General features: G+C 61.0%; 19 protein-coding genes and 1 tRNA gene. 7 read left to right on the top strand and 13 right to left on the bottom strand.

All coding sequences use genetic code 11. The features are described 5' to 3' along the window. Window positions 1-125: 125 nt before the first annotated feature. The 3 genes from rpmA to ACQ651_RS05880 form a co-directional block, all read right to left on the bottom strand. Window positions 126-395 (bottom strand): 50S ribosomal protein L27, encoded by a 270-nt coding sequence (gene rpmA, locus ACQ651_RS05890; protein WP_227287452.1) that lies wholly within the window; start codon window positions 393-395, stop codon window positions 126-128. 12 nt (window positions 396-407) lie between these two features. Then, the gene (locus ACQ651_RS05885; RefSeq protein WP_375552333.1) at window positions 408-1,091 is read right to left on the bottom strand and encodes a 50S ribosomal protein L21; all 684 of its coding nucleotides are present in this window, start codon (window positions 1,089-1,091) and stop codon (window positions 408-410) included. A 234-nt stretch (window positions 1,092-1,325) separates the two neighbouring features. Next, the gene (locus tag ACQ651_RS05880; RefSeq protein ID WP_375552332.1) at window positions 1,326-2,216 is read right to left on the bottom strand and encodes a DUF2059 domain-containing protein; all 891 of its coding nucleotides are present in this window, start codon (window positions 2,214-2,216) and stop codon (window positions 1,326-1,328) included. A 211-nt stretch (window positions 2,217-2,427) separates the two neighbouring features. Here ACQ651_RS05880 and ACQ651_RS05875 point away from each other — a divergent pair. The 5 genes from ACQ651_RS05875 to ACQ651_RS05855 all read left to right on the top strand — a co-directional run bounded on the left by ACQ651_RS05875 (window position 2,428) and on the right by ACQ651_RS05855 (window position 8,470). Continuing rightward, window positions 2,428-2,517, top strand: a tRNA-Ser gene (locus ACQ651_RS05875). A 142-nt stretch (window positions 2,518-2,659) separates the two neighbouring features. Then, on the top strand, window positions 2,660-3,928 hold the full coding sequence (locus ACQ651_RS05870; RefSeq protein WP_430448725.1) for a DUF6538 domain-containing protein: 1,269 nt from the start codon (window positions 2,660-2,662) through the stop codon (window positions 3,926-3,928). Between the two features lie 753 nt (window positions 3,929-4,681). Then, entirely contained in the window at window positions 4,682-6,766 is a 2,085-nt protein-coding gene (locus ACQ651_RS05865; protein WP_430448724.1) for a DUF3363 domain-containing protein, read from the top strand. A gap of 410 nt (window positions 6,767-7,176) precedes the next feature. Beyond that, window positions 7,177-7,926, top strand: coding sequence for an integrase core domain-containing protein (locus tag ACQ651_RS05860; protein WP_430448723.1), 750 nt, complete (start codon window positions 7,177-7,179; stop codon window positions 7,924-7,926). A 316-nt stretch (window positions 7,927-8,242) separates the two neighbouring features. Next, the gene (locus ACQ651_RS05855) at window positions 8,243-8,470 is read left to right on the top strand and encodes a DUF2461 family protein (protein ID WP_430448722.1); all 228 of its coding nucleotides are present in this window, start codon (window positions 8,243-8,245) and stop codon (window positions 8,468-8,470) included. 224 nt (window positions 8,471-8,694) lie between these two features. Here ACQ651_RS05855 and ACQ651_RS05850 read toward each other — a convergent pair whose 3' ends face one another. Genes ACQ651_RS05850 through ACQ651_RS05840 form a run of 3 tightly spaced genes read right to left on the bottom strand, consistent with a single transcriptional unit; the run spans window position 8,695 to window position 10,142 of the window. Next, the gene (locus ACQ651_RS05850) at window positions 8,695-9,171 is read right to left on the bottom strand and encodes a DUF6194 family protein (RefSeq protein WP_430448721.1); all 477 of its coding nucleotides are present in this window, start codon (window positions 9,169-9,171) and stop codon (window positions 8,695-8,697) included. Further along, entirely contained in the window at window positions 9,131-9,832 is a 702-nt protein-coding gene (locus tag ACQ651_RS05845; protein WP_430448720.1) for a helix-turn-helix transcriptional regulator, read from the bottom strand. The genes ACQ651_RS05850 and ACQ651_RS05845 overlap by 41 nt, the downstream gene beginning before the upstream one ends. Window positions 9,833-9,836: 4 nt before the next feature. Next, window positions 9,837-10,142 carry an antibiotic biosynthesis monooxygenase family protein gene (locus tag ACQ651_RS05840; RefSeq protein WP_430448719.1) on the bottom strand — a complete coding sequence of 102 codons (306 nt, stop codon included), beginning with the start codon at window positions 10,140-10,142 and terminating at the stop codon, window positions 9,837-9,839. Between the two features lie 112 nt (window positions 10,143-10,254). Between ACQ651_RS05840 and ACQ651_RS05835 the strand changes: the two genes are divergently transcribed. Next, complete coding sequence (locus tag ACQ651_RS05835) at window positions 10,255-10,881, top strand: FMN-dependent NADH-azoreductase (protein ID WP_430448718.1); 627 nt, start codon at window positions 10,255-10,257, stop codon at window positions 10,879-10,881. After that, window positions 10,881-12,026, top strand: a complete 1,146-nt coding sequence (locus ACQ651_RS05830; RefSeq protein WP_430448717.1) for an MFS transporter — start codon at window positions 10,881-10,883, stop codon at window positions 12,024-12,026. Before ACQ651_RS05835 ends, ACQ651_RS05830 begins: the two co-directional genes overlap by 1 nt. A 52-nt stretch (window positions 12,027-12,078) precedes the next feature. On the opposite strand, the gene ACQ651_RS05825 is transcribed toward ACQ651_RS05830, so the two are convergent. The 7 genes from ACQ651_RS05825 to ACQ651_RS05795 form a co-directional block, all read right to left on the bottom strand. Next, window positions 12,079-12,471 (bottom strand): hypothetical protein, encoded by a 393-nt coding sequence (locus ACQ651_RS05825; RefSeq protein WP_430448716.1) that lies wholly within the window; start codon window positions 12,469-12,471, stop codon window positions 12,079-12,081. Window positions 12,472-12,838: 367 nt separating this feature from the next. Then, window positions 12,839-14,278 (bottom strand): IS1182 family transposase, encoded by a 1,440-nt coding sequence (locus ACQ651_RS05820; RefSeq protein ID WP_430448715.1) that lies wholly within the window; start codon window positions 14,276-14,278, stop codon window positions 12,839-12,841. A 403-nt stretch (window positions 14,279-14,681) separates the two neighbouring features. Continuing rightward, complete coding sequence (locus ACQ651_RS05815; RefSeq protein ID WP_430448714.1) at window positions 14,682-14,927, bottom strand: hypothetical protein; 246 nt, start codon at window positions 14,925-14,927, stop codon at window positions 14,682-14,684. 165 nt (window positions 14,928-15,092) lie between these two features. Continuing rightward, window positions 15,093-16,481 (bottom strand): alpha,alpha-trehalose-phosphate synthase (UDP-forming), encoded by a 1,389-nt coding sequence (locus ACQ651_RS05810; RefSeq protein ID WP_430448713.1) that lies wholly within the window; start codon window positions 16,479-16,481, stop codon window positions 15,093-15,095. Further along, window positions 16,466-17,185 (bottom strand): trehalose-phosphatase, encoded by a 720-nt coding sequence (gene otsB / locus ACQ651_RS05805; protein ID WP_227287464.1) that lies wholly within the window; start codon window positions 17,183-17,185, stop codon window positions 16,466-16,468. The genes ACQ651_RS05810 and otsB overlap by 16 nt, the downstream gene beginning before the upstream one ends. Window positions 17,186-17,282: 97 nt before the next feature. Beyond that, a complete protein-coding gene (locus ACQ651_RS05800) occupies window positions 17,283-17,780 on the bottom strand; it encodes a holin family protein (RefSeq protein WP_430448712.1) in 498 nt (165 codons plus the stop codon). Then, on the bottom strand, window positions 17,771-18,382 hold the full coding sequence (locus ACQ651_RS05795; RefSeq protein WP_227287466.1) for a holin-associated N-acetylmuramidase: 612 nt from the start codon (window positions 18,380-18,382) through the stop codon (window positions 17,771-17,773). The genes ACQ651_RS05800 and ACQ651_RS05795 overlap by 10 nt, the downstream gene beginning before the upstream one ends. Window positions 18,383-18,436: the final 54 nt, after the last annotated feature.

The raw sequence follows: 18,436 nt of genomic DNA, 5'->3' as shown, positions 1-18,436 counted from the left end.
TTGCCTCCCTCCTCAGGTGGCGATCGGCCTGCGGGCACACAAGGGGGTGTAACGCCTTGTTATGTCCGAAATGAAAAAGGGCCGGCGTTTCCGCCGACCCCCTCTGAATTATGTTCAGGCTCGGCTTACTCTGCTGCGTCTGCGCGCGGCATCACGGAAATGAAGGTACGGCCCTTGAAGCCCTTGGCAAAGGACACGTGACCTTCGTCGATTGCGAAGATCGTGTGATCCTTGCCCATGCCAACGCCCTGGCCCGGCCACCATTTGGTGCCGCGCTGACGCACGATGATGTTGCCCGGAACAACGGCTTCGCCGCCGAATTTCTTCACACCCAGACGACGCCCGGCTGAATCGCGCCCGTTGCGCGAAGAGCCACCTGCTTTTTTATGTGCCATGTGTCTCTCTCCTTACTCGGCCAGTTTCTTGGCCTGGTCTACCCAGCCTTCACGCTCGATGCGGCCTTTGAACGACAGCTTTTCGTCCATCTCGGCGATATCGCTTTCGCTCCAGCCCGCGATCTGGGCGAAGGTCGTGACACCCGCGGCATGCAGCTTCTTCTCCAGCGCCGGACCAACGCCGGAAAGCTGTTTCAGATCGTCACCACCGGCAGTTTCGGCTTTCGGCGCGGCCTTCTTCGTAGCCGGTTTTTTCGGAGCCGCCTCGGCCGCCGGTTCGGCTTTCGCTTTCGGCGCGGCCTTTGCCTTTTTCGGCGCTGGCTCGGCAACTGTCGGAGCGGAACCCGCCCCGGTCGCCGCCATCACGCCGGATTTCTCCGCACCCTTCTCAAGGATCTCGGTGATCCTCAACAGGGTCAGTTGCTGGCGGTGTCCCTTGGTGCGCTTCGACGAATGCTTCCGCCGGCGCTTCACGAAGTGGATCAGCTTCTCGCCCTTGATCTGGTCGATCACCGTGGCCTGCACCGCGGCACCCGCCACATTGGGGGAGCCCACGACCGGCGCATCGCCGCCAAGCATCAGAATCTCGTTGAACTGAACGGTATCACCCGCCGCAGCGGCCAGCTTTTCAACGCGCAGAACGTCGCCTGACTGCACCTTGTACTGCTTGCCACCGGTCTTCAGGACCGCAAACATATCGTCTTCCTTCTACCCCGCGCCCTGTGGCCCCCGTCATCCGGGTGTTTTCGCGGCTCTGGCCGCGCCTCGGGCTGCGTGCCCCGGTCGGGGCATCTTTGACAAATCAAAACCGCCGCAAGGTTCCCCCCACGGCGACAGAGGCCTGCGTATGCCTCAGGCACAGCCCCCTGTCAAGCGGGTCGGGCCCTTGTTTCGGCGGCAAACCGCGGCGCGGCCCCCTGCCCTCTTCCCTCATGTTTCCTCCCCCGCGACGAAAAGCGCGGCGGCGGCGCCCAGATCGTAGCTGACGGCTTCGAACATCGCATCGAAGGCGGCAAAAAGGGCGCGGTTCAGGGCCTGCCCCGCCGGGCTTTCCGACAGGTCGATATAGGCCTGCACATCCGCGTCGCTCAGCTCGTCATAGGCCATCAACTGATAGGAATAGAGCCACAGCACCGTTTCCTCACGGATCTCGGGCTCCTGCCCCCAGATTTCGGCCAGCATGATGTCTTCGGGCAGGTCGATCTCGAACGCATCACCGTCCGCCAGCCCGCGATAGAAGGCGAAATTCGAGTTGAGCGCGCCCGCGACATTCAGATCCACAAGGCTGTTGGCTTCGTTGAAGGCTTCCAGCAGCTCCAGCCGGGGGCTCATCGCGGCCAGCTCCTCGCGATAGATAATGTTGGCCGCCTCCTCCACCACGGGGTCCATGATCTCGCGCCGCGCGACAACCTCGCCCTCGACGATCCGCTGCCCGATATCGGAGGCGAAAAACGCGGCAAGCTCCGCGAACTCTTCCTCGCTGAACACATCGGCGGGCAGCGCGGTCTCGAAGGCGGATGTGAGGCGATCCAGATTGTAGATCCGGGACACCATGGCCCGCCATGCGGCACCGCCCTGACCGGGGAACATCTCGGCTTCGAGATCCTGACCGTATTCGATCCCTTCGATCGACATGATCTCCAGGACGTCATAAAGCCCCATCGCCTGAAAAAGCGCGTGAAGATCCGGGTTTTCGCGCGCCAAAACGCTATTGGGCACCACCTGCGCCTCAAGGGGCGCGTCCGGGGTGGTCTGGGCCACGCCGGGCGCGGTGAATGCCGGCAACATAAGCGCGGCGCAGGTGATCAGGGCACGCAGCATGGGTTCTCCTCGTGATGACCGGAAGACCGGATTGACCATCAACATGGGTAACGGGCGGGGGGAAATCCACCGCCAAAACGCAAATGTCTCGAAGAGTTGAGCGAGGCGCCGCCTGCCCACCCGCGCGGGACGACGGCCAAAGATGTTCACGCCCCCTTGCGCGAGTTCGCGCCTGCCGTTATTCCCCCGCTTCACGACCCCCATGAAGCGCGGAGAGGTGCCGGAGTGGTCGAACGGGGCGGTCTCGAAAACCGTTGTGGGTGCAAGCCTACCCAGGGTTCGAATCCCTGTCTCTCCGCCATTTTCCTCAGAATCGCTAGATCATAACTCGATGATAGTAGGGAGAAATTCGGCGTTTTCGCACCGATGGCGGTGTTCGGTCCGCTTGATTTGCTGCACATTTTGCTACACAATTTGCTGCACAAACGCGGAGGATTTCCGCCATGAGCATCGCAAAACGAGGCCGTCTCTACCATCTCCGCCGCCGCGTGCCGCGCCGGTATCGGGGCGTTGAGCCGCGCGAAACGGTCTGGATCAGCCTGCATACCGACTCGGAGACGGTCGCCCACAGCAAGGCGGATCGCGCGTGGTCCCAGATGGTCGAGGCTTGGGAGGCCCGTCTGGCCGGGAACAGCGAGGATGCGGAAGCCCGCTACCAGGCTGCCCGCGACCTCGCCCAGGCCCGGGGCTTTCGGTATTTGGACGCGGGTGCTGTCGCCAAGCTTCCAGTGGAAGATGTTGTCGAACGCGTCGAGGCCATTCCGGCCCCCGCGAACCAGCCCGACCCCGTCGAGGCCGCCGCCCTTCTCGGCACCGCTCCGGAGCCCCAGATCACGGTCAGCAAGGCACTTGAGCTTTACTGGACACTTGCCCGGGAAAAGACCTTCGGCAAAAGCGAGGACCAGCTGCGCCGCTGGGAAGCGCCACGCAAGAAGGCGATCCGCAATTTCGTCGCGGTCGTCGGCGACAAGGAGATCGCGAACATCACCCGCGACGACATGCTCGACTTCCGCCAGCATTGGCTCGACCGGATCGAGGCGGGAGAGGTCACCGCGAACTCCGCCAATAAGGATCTGATCCACCTGGGCGACGTGCTGAAGACCGTGAACACGATGAAGCGGCTGGGCCTGGTGCTGCCGCTCGGCGAACTATCCTTCAAAGAGGGTGAGGCAAGAACGCGGCCGCCGTTTAGCGACGAATGGATTGTGCAGCGTCTGCTCGCCCCCAGCGCGTTGGCTGGGTTGAACGACGAAGCGCGCGGCCTGCTGCTGGGGATGATCAACACCGGTTACCGACCGTCCGAGGGCGCGGCGCTGACCGCGGACACGATCAGGCTGGAGGGCCATGTACCTCACATCTCGATCGAACCGACAGGCCGTCAGTTGAAGAGCCAATACGCCCGCCGCGTGATCCCTCTCGTTGGCGTGTCGCTCGCGGCCTTCAAGGAATTCCCCGAGGGTTTCCCCCGCTATCGTGACAGCGCTACGTTGAGCGCGACTGTGAACAAATTCCTTCGGGTGAATGGTCTGCTCGAGACGCCGCGCCACTCCTTCTACTCGTTGCGCCACTCCTTCGAGGACCGCATGCTCGCCGCCGGGATCGACGACCGCATCCGGCGTGACCTTTTCGGTCACCGATTGGACCGGGAACGATATGGCAAGGGCGCGTCTTTGGAACACGTCGCCGAGCTCGTCGCCCGCATCGCCTTCTGACCCAGCAAGGCCCGTGCCCGACGCTGAGCGTCATTGAGACGCGTTTCTTCCTTCATGGCTGCGGCCAGTTCCGCCTCGAGCCGCTCGAAGACAGGTGTGAACGCTACATCCTCGACGACAAGTTTCGACACCTTCACCAGCGCCACCTTGATCCGCGCGGCATCGACCGTCCGGGACGGACGGGGCTGCTGCTGCGAAGGGCCAGTCAAAGATGTCATGCAAGATAGCATGGAGCCATGCGTTCAGCTTGTGCAGAGCACGCAGCCCATCCGCGCAAAACGGCCTGTCACAGCGTACAAATCGGACAGTTGGATTGTCCGGCATATCTGCGTCTCGTGATGAATTCGACTGGCGACAGCCGCGCCTCAGAGCGATGCCGCCATCCTTCGAATCATCTCTGGCCAATTGGCTGCGCAGGCACGTTGGCGGCATGATGAACATGACGCATTGGACTTTTCGGAAGGGCCGACGGGAGCAACTGAAGGGGATGGCAAGATAAAGCGAGTTCCTCGCTGCCCGGGCCGTCGGCCCTAAGCTGCTGTCTGCACATTGGTTTTTGGGGTTTGGCGAGGTCGGCGTGCGGATGGCGTGCGGCATGCTTCAACACTTTCCCCAATGAATTCAATGCACTTTCATGCCACGCAACGCCGCAACTGGGACGCACCCTACGCCATAGCCTGTCTTTGCACGCCACGCTGCGATGACTCCAAGACGCCCCTTGATCCGTTCCGGTGCGCCCCCAATCGTCTCCCCATGACCCGCGATGAGACCGAGTTCCGCATCCGTCCCGGTAAGGTCCGGGACCGCGCCCAGAGCGCCCCACGCGTGCAGCGCCCGGCACGAGGCTTCCTGGCCGACGTGCATCGAGCAATCCGCCGGGCGGGCGGTGACCCGAACAGGCTGGCCGGGAAGAGGAAGGCAAGCGGACGGTTCAACGCCCGCGGTCGGGGTGCCAAGGTCGCGGCGGAGTTGAAAGGTCGGAATCCGTGGTCCCGCAGTCCGGACGGGACCCGAACCCGTGCCCGCCGGGTGACCGTGAAAGCGCGGATCGTGAAGCTGAACCCGCAGCGCGGTGCGGCGCGCGGGCGGTCGTTTGTGAGCGGCAAGGCGGTCGATGCGCATCTGCGGTATCTGGAGCGTGACGGTGTCACGCTGGACGGCGAAAAGGGTCAGGTCTATTCGGCGGATCAAGACATGGCCGATGGCCAGGACTTCCTCGACCGGGGTCGTGAGGACCGCCACCAGTTCCGGTTCATCGTCTCCGCAGAAGACGGTGTCGAACTTGCCGATATGCGCCAAACCATCCGAGATATCATGGCGCAGATGGAAGCCGATCTGCAGACGCGGCTCGATTGGATCGCGGTGGATCACTACAACACCGGCCACCCGCATAGTCACATCCTGGTCCGGGGGATCACCGATGACGGCAAGATTCTGAACATCGCCGGGGACTATATCGCGCATGGCGTCCGGGAGCGGGCGACCGATATCGTGACGTTTGAACTTGGCCGCCAGACCGACCTCCAGGTAACCGATCAGCTGCGCCGCGAAGTGCACGCCGAACGCTTCACCCGGCTCGACCGGATGCTGATGGCCGAGCAGCGGGCGAACAACGAATTTGCTGATCTGCGCCCGGACAAGGACATGCTGGAGACGATGAAGCGTAATCGCGCGCTGTTGATTGGCCGGGCGCAATATCTGGAGAAACTCGGGCTGGCTGAGCAGATCAACCCCGGAGTCTGGCAGCTTGAGGCCAGCGCGGAAACCACGCTACGGGCGATGGGAGAACGCGGCGATATCATCAAATCGATGTATCATGCATTGGAGGCGAACGATCTTTCGGCGCTGCGCGGGGCGTCTCAGCTCACCATGCACGGAGAAGGATTGAAGCAGCAGATCATTGGTCGCGTCCTCGCCAAGGAGCTCGCAGGCGACGGGTCTGGCGACCGGGTGCAATTGGTCATCGACGGGACCGACGGTCGCGTGCACCAGATCGAACTGCGTGCCGAGCATTGTGAGCAGATCGGACGCGGGATGATCATCTCGGCGGCACCGCCGCCAACAGAGCCGCGTGCGTCAGACCGAAACATACTCGCGGCCACAGAGAGCAACGGCACCTATCGCCCGTCACGGCACATCGAGATGGCACGGGAACAGAAGATCAGCCCCGATCCGGACCGCTTTATTGCGGCCCATGTGCGGCGGCTTGAAGCCTTACGCCGCGCTGGAATCGTCGAGCGATATAGCGACGATCACTGGAAAGTGCCTGTGGACCTGCCGGAGCGAGGGCTCACACATGACCGCAAACGCCACGGCCCCGGCCCGCGCGTGGACCTGCTCTCACCGATCGGACTGGACCGGCAAGTGACACGCGACGGCGCGACCTGGCTCGATCGGGAACTAGTGGCGCAACGGCGGGATTCAGTCAGGGAGACCGGCTTTGGTGCCGAGGCAGGCCAAGCGATGGACCGCCGCAAGCGCGTGCTGGTGGCGCGCGGCGATGCGATCGATCTCGGGGACGGTCGCATTCGCGCCCCGCGCGACCTCATCCAGCGTCTGGAGGGCCGGGAAGTGGAACGTGTCGGGCGCGCGATGGCTGCGGAACAAGGGAGAGAATGGAAGCCCGTGACACCCGGCAACCAATTCGCAGGCCAACTGACTGGCAGCACGCAACTGGCCAGCGGACGCTTCGCGATGATCGATGACGGGTTGGGCTTCAGTCTCGTGCCATGGAACCAAACGCTGGAGCGCCGGATCGGGCTGCAGGTCTCCGGAGTTGGCATGTCCGGCGGCGAGATCGACTGGACCTTCGGCAGGCAAAGGGGGTTGGGGTTGTAGTGGGAACAAGCGGCAACGGGATCACGCAGGATGGACGGGAAGCGATCCTTTGCTGCGTGATCCATCAAGGTCCGCAGAGCGGGACTTTCCCGACATTCGTCGCGGCTCTTTCGCTGACGCAGCATCTGTTCGCTTGTGCAGCGCGGTCACCGCTGCAGTGCCGTGTATGTCTCCGAAGCAGTCATTGATGACAACGACTGGGCTCTTTTCCGAAGCCGTACCTTCCGCAATTCAATGAATGCGGAGCCCTTTTCAAGAGTCTGAAATCCTTTCTAAAATCTTCGCCATTGCTTCGAATGCAGTCTCGCCCGTTCCCGCAGAAAAGTGTCTGACGTCAGCGCCTATGGGTCCAAATAGCGTTATTTGCTAAGGGAGGGTTTGTTGCTCATCGTAGCCACGAGGAGTGGACGATGAGAAAGACAACGAAGAGCCCTGGCGAGAAGATCGTCAAAGACATCAAGCGTGCAACGCGCAAGCAATATTCATCTGAAGAGAAGATCAGGATCGTGTTGGATGGCCTGCGTGGCGAAGACAGCATTGCTGAGCTGTGCCGCCGTGAAGGCATATCGCAGGGCATCTATTACAAATGGTCAAAGGACTTCATGGAAGCCGGTAAGAAGCGTTTAGCTGGCGATACGGCGCGTGCAGCAAACACTGACGAGGTCAAGGAACTGCGCCGCGAAGCAAAGGATCTCAAGGAAGTCGTCGCGGAACAGACGCTCGAATTGCGTCTTCTCAAAAAAAGCATGACAGGCGATGGGGGCGACCAAGTTCATGTCGTCCACAAGCCACGCCTGCTGAGTGATAACGGATCAAGCTACGTCTCTGGCGACTTGGCTGAGTGGTTGCAGGACAAGGGCATGAAGCATTCTCGCGGTGCGCCGTATCATCCGCAAACCCAAGGCAAGATCGAACGATGGCACCAAACCCTGAAGAACCGGATCTTACTGGAAAACTACTTCCTGCCGGGTGATCTTGAGGCCCAGATCGAAGCCTTCGTCGACCACTACAATCATCAGCGCTACCACGAGAGCATCAACAACGTCACACCCGCTGACGTCTACTTCGGACGTGACAAAGCCATTCTAAAACAACGCGAAAGGATCAAACGAAAGACACTCGAAGCCCGACGCTTGCATCACCGCCAGCACGCCGCATAATCAAACCAACAAGATGAGCCAAACTCTCTCTTAGATTACGCAGCTCTTGGTTCCAAAAACCCTGACGACGGACAGTGTCGCGGCAGCCAAGTCTCTTGGTTGTGTGGTGATTGCGTTTCCCGGAGTAAACACAGTCCTACATCAGATATCAGACGCGGATTATTGGGCCAAAACGAACCTTCTCGCTACGGTCAAAGCTGCGCTTTCCACCACGACTGGGGGCGTATGACGAAACAAATAGTTTATAAAACAGTCGGGTACGAGTGCTGGTCGCTCCTGAGGCAGCTGAATCCCCGCAGATAAATGGAGAAGAATAGTGAGTGGATTTTCATCGGATGGGTTTGCTTTTCTAAACGAGTTGAAAGCGTCGAACAACAAAGAATGGTTTAACGCGCACAAAGCACGGTACAAAGAGCATCTTGAAGCCCCCTTCGCAGCACTTTTGGAAGCGCTCAAACTCGCAAAGACAGAAAAGACCCGTTCAAAGCGTATTCGTGAGGTTGTTAAAAGCACATCAAGTGGAAACAGAATTCCTCAGATGTAGCTGGTAAATGCACCATCTAATGATCTTCCTCCCAAAGTAGAGTTCAATCTCGGATGATACTAAGAGAGGGTACCCTGAAGAGTGCGCCCGACCACATCCGCGATATTGCGGTCGGCATGTTTCCGATGTTTGACGCTCATGTTCGTGCAGTCGCTGCAACACGACGAACATGAGTAAGGGGCCTTGGCCACAGCGGCGCGGTTGCTATGATCCAAACAATCATCTCAGCGCTTCTGCTTAACACGCTTCTCAAACGTCACCTTAGCGCGCCCGTGCGCGTCCGCGAGTAGCTCCTGACACGTCGCCCATGTCGCGAGTGATGGGTTCAGCACTGCGACCCAGGACATCCAGCCATAGATTGGATGTGGCGTCAGTGTATCAAGCGCCGTAAAATCCCAATCACCATCCACAATTCCGCCTTTACCGGGTCTTGGCGGTGGTGGGCCGAACAGCTCAAAATAGGCACCTTTGCTGACACCCATGTTCAGCCGCCAAACGCCGTCGCGGTCCAAGCCAGACGCTTTGTCGTTGTCGCCGTTCTTTTCCTTGATCGTGGCAAAATACGTTCCGCGATCAAAGACGCGTCCGGGATTGTAGAAATAGGAGGTTTCGCCCCATGCGTCCTTGGGTATCACGCCCTCAAGCTGTGTTGTGATGTGGCTATGAACTGTATCCGTCCCGATCCATTTGGTCTGCGACATGCTTTAGATAATCCTCGATTGTTTTTCCGGCTTCTCGTTGGAAGTTTGCCCCGGTTGGTTCACAGCTTTGCATCCGGTCGATGCGGAACGCCCGGAAGCCTCCGCGTCGTTCACACCACGCCGAACAGGTCCAGACCCGGCCCCAATAGTCAGTTTGCAATGGGCGGATAACACGGGTTGATGTCTCATCTGCCAACGACAGATAGTCGATGCGTAGCTTCAGCCCTTCGCGGATTGCCCGGCGTAGAAGCGGCATATGTTTAAACCCTTCGCGGGCGCGCTCGAACTCATAGACGCCGAATCCCCATGACTTTGGCGCGCTGCGCCGGTTCGAGGCGTGTTCACCTACCTTATCCATTACCGCACGCGCCGCTGTCTGCATTTCCTCGTCTGCCGCTTCCTGCACAATCGCCATGCCAAGGCTCAACGCTTCAAGCTCGGTCAGCGACAGGGCCATTGGTGGCAGAAACACCGGCTCGCGCAGCATGTAGCCGACGCCGCGCTCACCATCTATTGGCACACCGCTAGCCACCAATGTGTCGATGTCGCGGTAGACTGTCCGCACCGACACTTCGAGCGCATCCGCAATGTCGCGCGCAAGGTGGAGCCGCCCATCCCGGACGATCTCCACGATTTCCGCAAGACGGGCGCTGCGCTTCATCTGGTCAGTTAATCACCACTTCCAACTCGGAATGCATGAGCTGGACGGTGGGACCATTGATGGCGGACAAAAAGTTGGCATTGCTGGGGGCCTTGCCAATCTCTGCGGCAGCGGCTTTAGCGGCATCCATATCCTGCCACTGGATATGTTCGATCCATGTACCGTCCTCCATGCAGGACAAACGGCGGTGCATGAAGCCCGGACGGGCTTCGACCCAAGGGCTCATCTCTTGCGCAGCAGCGATGAAGTCTTCACGGCTGACGTCGTCGTTGAGCTTGAATGTGACAGTTTCGATGACGTTCTTTGACATGGTGTTCTCCAGTTGTTTTTTTATCCGATTTGGAGCGTCTAGACCACCTCAACTGACAATTCGTGTCAGTTGAGGTCTGTCATGGGTTTGCACAGAACTCGAAAGGAACCCCATGAAGATTCTACACGTCGATGCCTCCGCCCGGACCGAAGGCTCTCACTCCCGCAAACTCTCTGCTCATTTTGTTAAAGCACTACGGGGCTGCGTTCCCGAACTGCACATTGATCGCCTCGATCTGGCGGTTGATACGCCCCGTCATTTTGGCGCGTTGGAAACCGCTGCAATCTCGATCCCGGCAGACGACGATACGGCAGACATGCGCGCTGCCATCCAAGCATCTGACGATATCGTCGTGCGCGTGCTGGCCGCAGATGCCCTTGTGGTCGGAACACCGATCTACAACTTCAGCATGCCGTCGCCGCTCAAGGCGTTCTTCGATCACCTCTCGCGCAACGGCAAAACCTTTGTCTCGGACGAGACAGGGGTGAAAGGCCTATTGGGCGACAAGCGTGTGGCTGTGCTCAGCACCGCTGGCGGTGCCTACGGTACAGGCGACATGTTCGAGGGCTTGGACTGCCTGACGCCATACTTCCGCGCAATCCTTGGCTTTATGGGGGTGACGGACATGCGCTTTGTCGCCGCCAGACCAATGATGTTCGCAGGGCCGGACGCCGCCGATGCGGCGATGGCGTCTGCACTGGATGAGGCAACGGCATTGGCCGAAGCGTGGTCCGCCTGATGGAGCTGACGACAAATGAACGACGGCTGAGCCTCGGAGCCGTGATGCTGCATATGCTTGGGATTGGCATGACCCTTGGCCTGACCTTTCCGCTCACATCCCTGACTATGGAGGCCTGGGGCAGTTCTGGTTGGGTCATCGGCCTATCGGGGGCCATGGCACCTCTCGCTATCTTGCTGTTCATGCCTGTATTGCCACATGTGGCAAAGCGATTGGGCGCGATCCGCGCGATGATGGTGGGCTGTGCTATCGGGATCGGCGGCTTGCTGATTATGTATGCTATTCAAAGCGTGCCTGTCTGGATCGTCGCGCGGTTCATCATCGGCGCAGGTCTGGCCCTGCCTTGGCTCGTTGGGGACATTTGGATCAATACAGCCGCTAAAGAGGAAAGCCGTGGCCGTGTCATCGCAGGCTATGTTGCCTGCCTGTTCACGGGGTTCTCGGTCGGGCCGCTCGTTCTGGATGCTGTCGGGATCGAAGGGTTTATGCCATTTGCATTGGGGTGCAGTGCCTTGGCTCTCGCGGTCCTGCCACTGGTGATGGTCGGGCGGTTCGCACCACCGATTGAGGCAGAAGCTGGATCAGGCATTCTCTCTGCCGCGCGCGCAGTGCCCGTTATGGCGGTCGGTGCGTTTCTTGCGGGCTTTACCGAAGCGCTCATCTTCTCCCTACTCACGATCTGGGGGCTGGATATCGGGCTGGATGAGACAGGCACGCTGCGGCTGCTTACAACCTGTGTGGTTGGCGGCGTGCTGTTACAGTTCGGCGCAGGACTTTTGGCGGATAGAGTTGGCAGGCAGCGCTTGCTTGGGTTGATCGGGCTTGTGCTGATTGCGGTCGCAATTTTGCTGCACGTTGCAACCGGCCTCGTGATCTACCTTGCTGCATTCATGACAGGCGGGCTGATCCTTGCGCTTTACGGCTTGTCTCTCACCCTTCTGGGCGAGCGGTTCCCACCGGCAAAGCTCGCCGTGGCATCGGCGGCGTTTCTCGTTCTCTATCAACTCGGCTCAATCATCGGCCCGGTTGTGGCGGGGCTTGCAATGGATGGTGTAGGGCCGCTTGGCTTCATCCTGTCGTTGCTGATACCCGGCGCGATCATCGCCGCCGTCGCCTTCACCGCGCGAACACCGAAAGAGGTGTAGCGTCTTAGACAAAGGCGTGCAGCTTGGATGTCCAAACTGCACGCCTTCAAGGTCAGTTTGCTTGGCTCACAATAGGCCAATGCGCCATGTCAATGCTTTCAGGGTCGATAGCCTGCATGAAGCTCATAGCGCTGTCGTCCGTCATAATTGCATCCGCCGCCGCCAGAGCTTCATCCAGTGAGGTCCAATACACCATGTCCAGCCAGACGCCGTCTTCGGATTGGGTCAATGTGCGCGAGACATAGCCCGGCGCGTTACACAGAAACGAAGCCTCAAGGGCGGCGACACTGGCCATGAAGTCTTTTTGATTTGCACCCTCTGCCAGACGGAACTCCACCACCTCAACGACGCTCGCGTCGGCTGTAGCGGCTGTGTCGCAGGCAAGAGCTGCTCCTGCGGTCAATGCAAGTCCCATGCTCGACGCTAATACTGTTTTGATCATCATATTTTTTCTCCTGTTCAATGATGATGCGGGTGTAACGCGCTGCAATTGCCAAGAGCTGTCAGTTGGGTGAAGTGGAACCCTGTGAATCCGATGTTTGATCCTCGCTGCGATCGGCATGAATGGCCGCTATTTCCGCCGCACAGCAGCACGAATTTTCTTGGACACGCAGCATTTCTCACGCTGCGAGCGCGCGCAGCACAAAATGGCAATGGCGGGGTTGGGCTCGGAGCCGTCGTTCGCCGTAGCGATTTTAAATGTCTGCTTCGGGCCGAGGCTGTGTGGAAACTCCGAGCTGAGCGGCGTGGTGGAGGTCAGTTCTTTGCTGCAGACGGGTTTTGGCTTCGAGACGCGAGTTCTGCCCCGCCTGTCAGACCGATAGCGCCGCCATCAGGCCTCTCGTTCCCATCATTGAGAGCATTCGCTTGATGTTGTAAGCCAGAACCTGCAGCGCCATCTCGGTTCGGACGTTCTTCAATCGCCGCATCTGGAAATGGGTCGCGCCCATCCACGCCTTGATCGTCCCGAACGGGTGCTCGACGGTCGCACGTCGGAGTCGCATCCATCCCCCGCCACCGCGGATCCGGTCCTGCATCTCCTTGACCAGATGCTCGTGTTCCCAGCGGGTGATCCGGCGTTCTTTGCCGGTAGTGCAGCGGTTCTTGAGCGGGCAATCCCGGCACGCGTTCGTCCAGTAGCGACGCAACTGCAGACCGTCCTCCTCCGTCGTGTAGCGATAGGTCAGCTCCTCCCCGGCCGGGCAGCGATAGATGTCGCGGGCGTCGTCGTAGGCGAAGTCGGCCTTCACATACATGCCCCTCTTGCGGTTGCCCGAGGTTTCGGGGCGGGGAACCGTGGTGACGATACTCGCCTCGTGGCAGGCAAGGATTTCTCGGCCGCTGAAGTAGCCCTTGTCAGCGATCGCGCTGAGCTCGTCGCGACAAAGCGCTGCTTTGGACGCTTTGGCCATGGCCGCGAGCTGGTCGCGGTCGTGCCGGTGATTGGTGACGTCATGAGTGACGATCAGATGGGTCTCGGCATCCACGGCGGCCTGGACGTTGTAGCCGACCGTGCCGCTGTTCTTTGCGCTGGTTGCCATGGCGCGGGCATCCGGATCGGTCAGAGAAATCTGGCCGTCGGGCGCGTCTTCCAGCGCACGTTCCATGCTCCGAAGGCGCTGGATCTCCTTCTGGACACGCGCGTAGCGCCGGCCGAGATTGTCGACCCTCTCCGCCCGCTCTTCGCCTGCCTCCTGGCGGTCGATGCGAACCATTTCGTCGATGTAGCGCTCGACGCTCGCTTCGAGATGCGCGAGCCGGCTGGTGATCTTGCCCTTCGTGAAGTTCCGATCGCGGTTGTTTACCGCCTTGAACTTGCTCCCGTCGATCGCGACGCAGTCGCCCTTGAGGACGCCCATCCGGCGGCACAGATCGACGAATGCCGCGCAGCTACGCCGGATCGCCGGACCGTTGTCGCGCCGGAAGTCCGCGATCGTCTTGTGATCGGGAACCAGCCGACCGGTCAGCCACATCAGCTCCACGTTCCGACCGGCCTCGCGCTCCAGGCGTCGGCTCGACGGAATGCGGTTCAGGTAGCCGTAGATGAACAGCTTGAGCAGGACGCCAGGATGATAGCCGGGCCGTCCCGTCCGCGCGGCGGAGGTCCGTTCGAACCCGAGCCCGACAAGGTCGAGATCCTCGACGAAGAGATCGATGACCCGAACCGGGTGTTCTTCGTCGATCCACTCCTCCAGCCGCTCCGGAAACAGCGACACCTGGCCGCGATCGACACCCTCGATGAAACCCGCCATGCCTGCTCCTGCCCTTTGCGTAGAGCATACAACATTACCGGGTTTTCACACAGCCTCGGCCGGTAGCGCGGCTGTTTCGATCTCTGATCTGAAACTTGACCGTTGCCAGCTGCTACTGGAAGCGGGCGCGATGGGTCAGAAAGTTAAGAGTGATTGGAGTTTTCTAGAGCATCGTTTTTTCAACCCGTCCGTCGTTAGGTCTCTACCTCTGCCGTTTTTTTTGCTGCACATTTTGCTGCACAACTTGCAGCACGTCGATTAAATAAATAACATTAAAACAATGATATAGATGTTTTCACGTTTGCTACTTCCGGACTGTCTCTCCGCCACTTGTCATTGAGTTTTCGAATTGGACACCATACCGGACACCGAGGGGTGAAAGCCTTGGTGAATGGCAGGCGTGTCAGTTGAACAACAGGCCGACCACGTAGCCGATGCCAAAAACCCCCCCTGCAAAGACCGCCTGAAGGGGCAAAGACGACAGCAGAACCTGCCAATACGTCCCGCGTTCGCGAAGCATGTCGGCCTTTCCTGCGGGGAAGTGCACACCAATGAAGGCGTTGACGACAGCGAATGGGATGATCAGCCACGGGGACATGCTCAACAGGCCAAGGACGAAAAGAGCAACAAGCGAAACGGTTCCGAGCATGAATGGCCTCTGAAACTTCTGTTCCAGAACAGATGACACAGGTCGCTTGTCGAGGAAAGGTGGCGCGCCGCACCTCGGGATTAAAGACCGCGCGCTGACGGCGCGCGGGGCGCTTCTGTCGCAGAACCGGAGGCAGTATCCGGCATCGAATTGTCGCATGTCGGGCTATTCCAAGCCACGCGGCACCCCCCGCAGCGCCGCCAGATACTTTCGCGACCACCAGGTGATATCCTGCGCCAGCAGCCCCTCCATTAGCGCCTCGTGCCGTGCGCGGCGCTCGCCCTTGGGCATCTTAAGGGCGCGCGCGACCGCCTCGGCGACCTGATCCAGATCGAACGGGTTCACCAGAAGCGCATCTTCCATCTGTTCGGCGGCCCCCGCAAAATCCGACAGGACCAGAACGCCCGGGTCTTCGGCGTTCTGAGCGGCCACGTATTCCTTGGCCACCAGGTTCATGCCATCGGCCAGCGGCGTGACCAGACCGACCGCCGCCTGCCGGTAAAGCCCCGCCAACCGCGCCCGCGGCACCGCGCGGTGGATGTACCGGATCGGGGTCCAGGTCAGATCGGCATAGGCGCCGTTGATCTGGCCCGAAAGCTGCTCCAACTCGCTGCGGATGTCCTGATAGGCCGCCACCTCTTCGCGCGTCGGAGGTGCGATCTGGAGCAGGCTGACCAATCCGTTCAACTCGGGATGGACTTCAAGAAGCCGCCTGAACGCCTTGAAACGGTTCGGGATTCCCTTTGAGTAGTCGAGCCTGTCAACACCGATGATCAGCCGCTCACCGGGTTCCAGCGGAACCCGCGGCTGCACCTCGAACGCATTAGCCGCTTCCCGCGCGAAGGCGGCCGCATCGATGCCGATCGGAAAGCTTCTGGCCTCCACCCGCTGCTCGCCCAGTTTCGCCGATCCGTCCGGCATCAGCTCTACATCCGGGCGCGACCGGAACGCTTCCAGCAGCCGGGCCACATCGCGCCTTGCCTGAAGGCCCACCAGATCATAGGCCGCAAGCCAGCCGATGAATTCCTCCGAATTGGGCAGGGCCATGATGTCGTAAAGCGCCGGGAACGGAATGTGCAGGAAAAAGCCGATCCGGTTGCTGACGCCCGTGGCCCGCAAGGCCTGCGCCAGCGGCAGAAGGTGGTAATCCTGCACCCAGATCACATCGTCCCGATGAACGACGCCGGCCAGCATCTGCGCCAGCCGCGCATTCACGGCGCGGTAATCCGCGAGGAACCGGCTGCGCGTCTCCATCAGGTCCGCGCGCCCATGAAACAGCGGCCAGAGCACGGAATTCGAGTAACCCAGATAGTAGTGTTCGTATTCGGCCTCGGTCAGATCGAAGCTCAGTCGGTCGAATGGAAGCCCCGGATGGCTGTCGAACCGGGCCTTCGGCGTCTCGCTCTGACGCCCCGACGTGCCGACCCAGATGCCGCCGGCCTCATCGAAGGCATCCTTCAGGGCCACCACCAGCCCGCCGGACGGGTTGGGCCCGAGCGGCAGCCGGTTCGACACCACAACCAGACGGCCCTTGCCCATCACGCCCTGCCCCATGTGCTGAGAACCTGCCGCACCCGGGAGGGGTCCGCTAGGCGGTGACGGGCGGCGGTCCTGCCGGGGCCCACCTTCACCGAAACGCCCCCCCGCCGATTGGCGATGGCAAAGGCGGGCTCATCGGTCAGATCGTCGCCGAACACTACCGGTTTTCGTCCGCGAAAGGGCGGCTCCGCCAGCAATGTGGCAACCGCGTGCCCCTTGCCGGCGCCGTCGGGCCGCAATTCGATCAGCTGCTTGGACGGGTGCAGATGAAATCCGGGCGCGTCCTCGGCTATTCCGGACATCGCGTGCCCGGCTTTTTCGGCAAGGGACGGATCGGCGCGGTAATGCAGACCCACGGCGACCGGCTTGACCTCCACCAGAAAGCCCGGCGCGGTCCGGGCCACATCCGTCACCCGGTCGATTGCGCGGTCCAGAACGGTGCGATCGACATCGAGCCGCTCCACCCGCCCGCGCCGCCAGAGCCGTTCGGCCCCGTGACTGCCGATCATCGGCACCACAAGACCCGGGAGCATACCCACCAGATCGGAGATCGCACGGCCGGACACCAATGCCAGCGCACCGCCCGCGCGCCGGTGCAACCGGTTCAGGAGCGCCACAAGCCCGACCGGGACCACAACCGCATCGGGCCGGCGCGCAAGCGCGACAAGGCAGCCGTCGAAATCAAGGAAATAGGCCGCGCGGGCCGGGTGTGGGGGCATGGATCAGATCGGTCTTTGTCGCAGGATCGCGAGTCGTGGGGCCGTTCGATCAAGAGGTATCATACCCGCCTGCGGGGCACCACCGGCCCCGCGGCGATCATCTCTGGCGGCGGGCGGCGTCGTTCCGCCATGCCGACAAGGCCGGGTTCTCATCCCGTACCGGACGCGGCACCGGCCCGGGGCTCGGCTCGGGCGCGCGCGGGATGCGGAAGTAATGCAGCTCCCGCGCGCCGAAATAGAAGCTGACGATCGCGCCCAACAGCCACCATAGCGGCTCCGGCACCTCGGCAAGACCGACCATCCGCTCCGCGAAGCTGAGCGGGTCGATCATCGCGTATATGAACAAGCCGAGCGTGCCGAGGGCCAGCATTGGACGGGGCAACCGGTTCAGCCCGTTCACGAAACGGTCAAACAGACCGGGGCGCACGTATTGAAACTCTTCCGAATGACTGTCGAGGGCCGCGCGGTGCGCCTCGGCGCTCAATTCCATCCGCCGCGTGGCGTTGGGCACGAAGACTTCCGCCACGCCCTCGGCGGCCTCCCCAAGGGCGCGCGCGGCTGCCGCCCCGCCAATGGCCCGGCGGATCAATCCCATGCCGCCACCCGCGCCCGGTGTTCCGCAGCACTCAGATGATAGCGGGGGGAGATGAACTCCTCCGCCCGGGTGATCCAGCCCCCCTTGCCGCCATCGCGCCTGCGGGCATATTTGCGGCTTGCGGGCCGGTGATCGGCCAGCCGGTAGTAGTAATTCCGGCGGGCAATTCCATAGGCATCGACCAGATGCTCGGGCGCGTCCCGCTCCGCGGCGAAGGCGGCGCGAATGGTCTGCGGCCCGATCACCCCGTCCACGACAATGTCCAGCCCCATGTCGCGCAGCAATCGCTGCAGGAGCGTCACGGCGTTCGATCCCGCATTGACATACATGTCGAACACCGTTGCATGCAGCGCCTCGGGCAGCATGTCGATGGATGGGCGCTCGAAATAGTGTTCAACAAAGATATCACGGGCCTGATCGCGGGTCAGCGCCCGCACATCCTCGACCGAGACTTCGCCATCGCCGGTCAGATCCAGCCCCAGACGCCGCATCGTATGGATGGTGACGCCGAAATTCGTGGCGCCGCCCGGGTCATCCGGATCGTTCACAAAGCCGCCTTCGCGGTCAAGGATTTCGGATGCAATCTGGTGAACCGACTGCATGGGTTCGCCCTCCATGCTCAGTGGTTCAACTGAACTGAAGGAAACACAAAATTC

It is taken from the genome of Rhodophyticola sp., from assembly GCF_965284195.1.
Taxonomy (GTDB): Bacteria; Pseudomonadota; Alphaproteobacteria; order Rhodobacterales; family Rhodobacteraceae; genus Rhodophyticola.
Note: the sequence above shows the minus strand (reverse complement) of the source record. Positions and strands in the feature narration are given on the sequence as shown.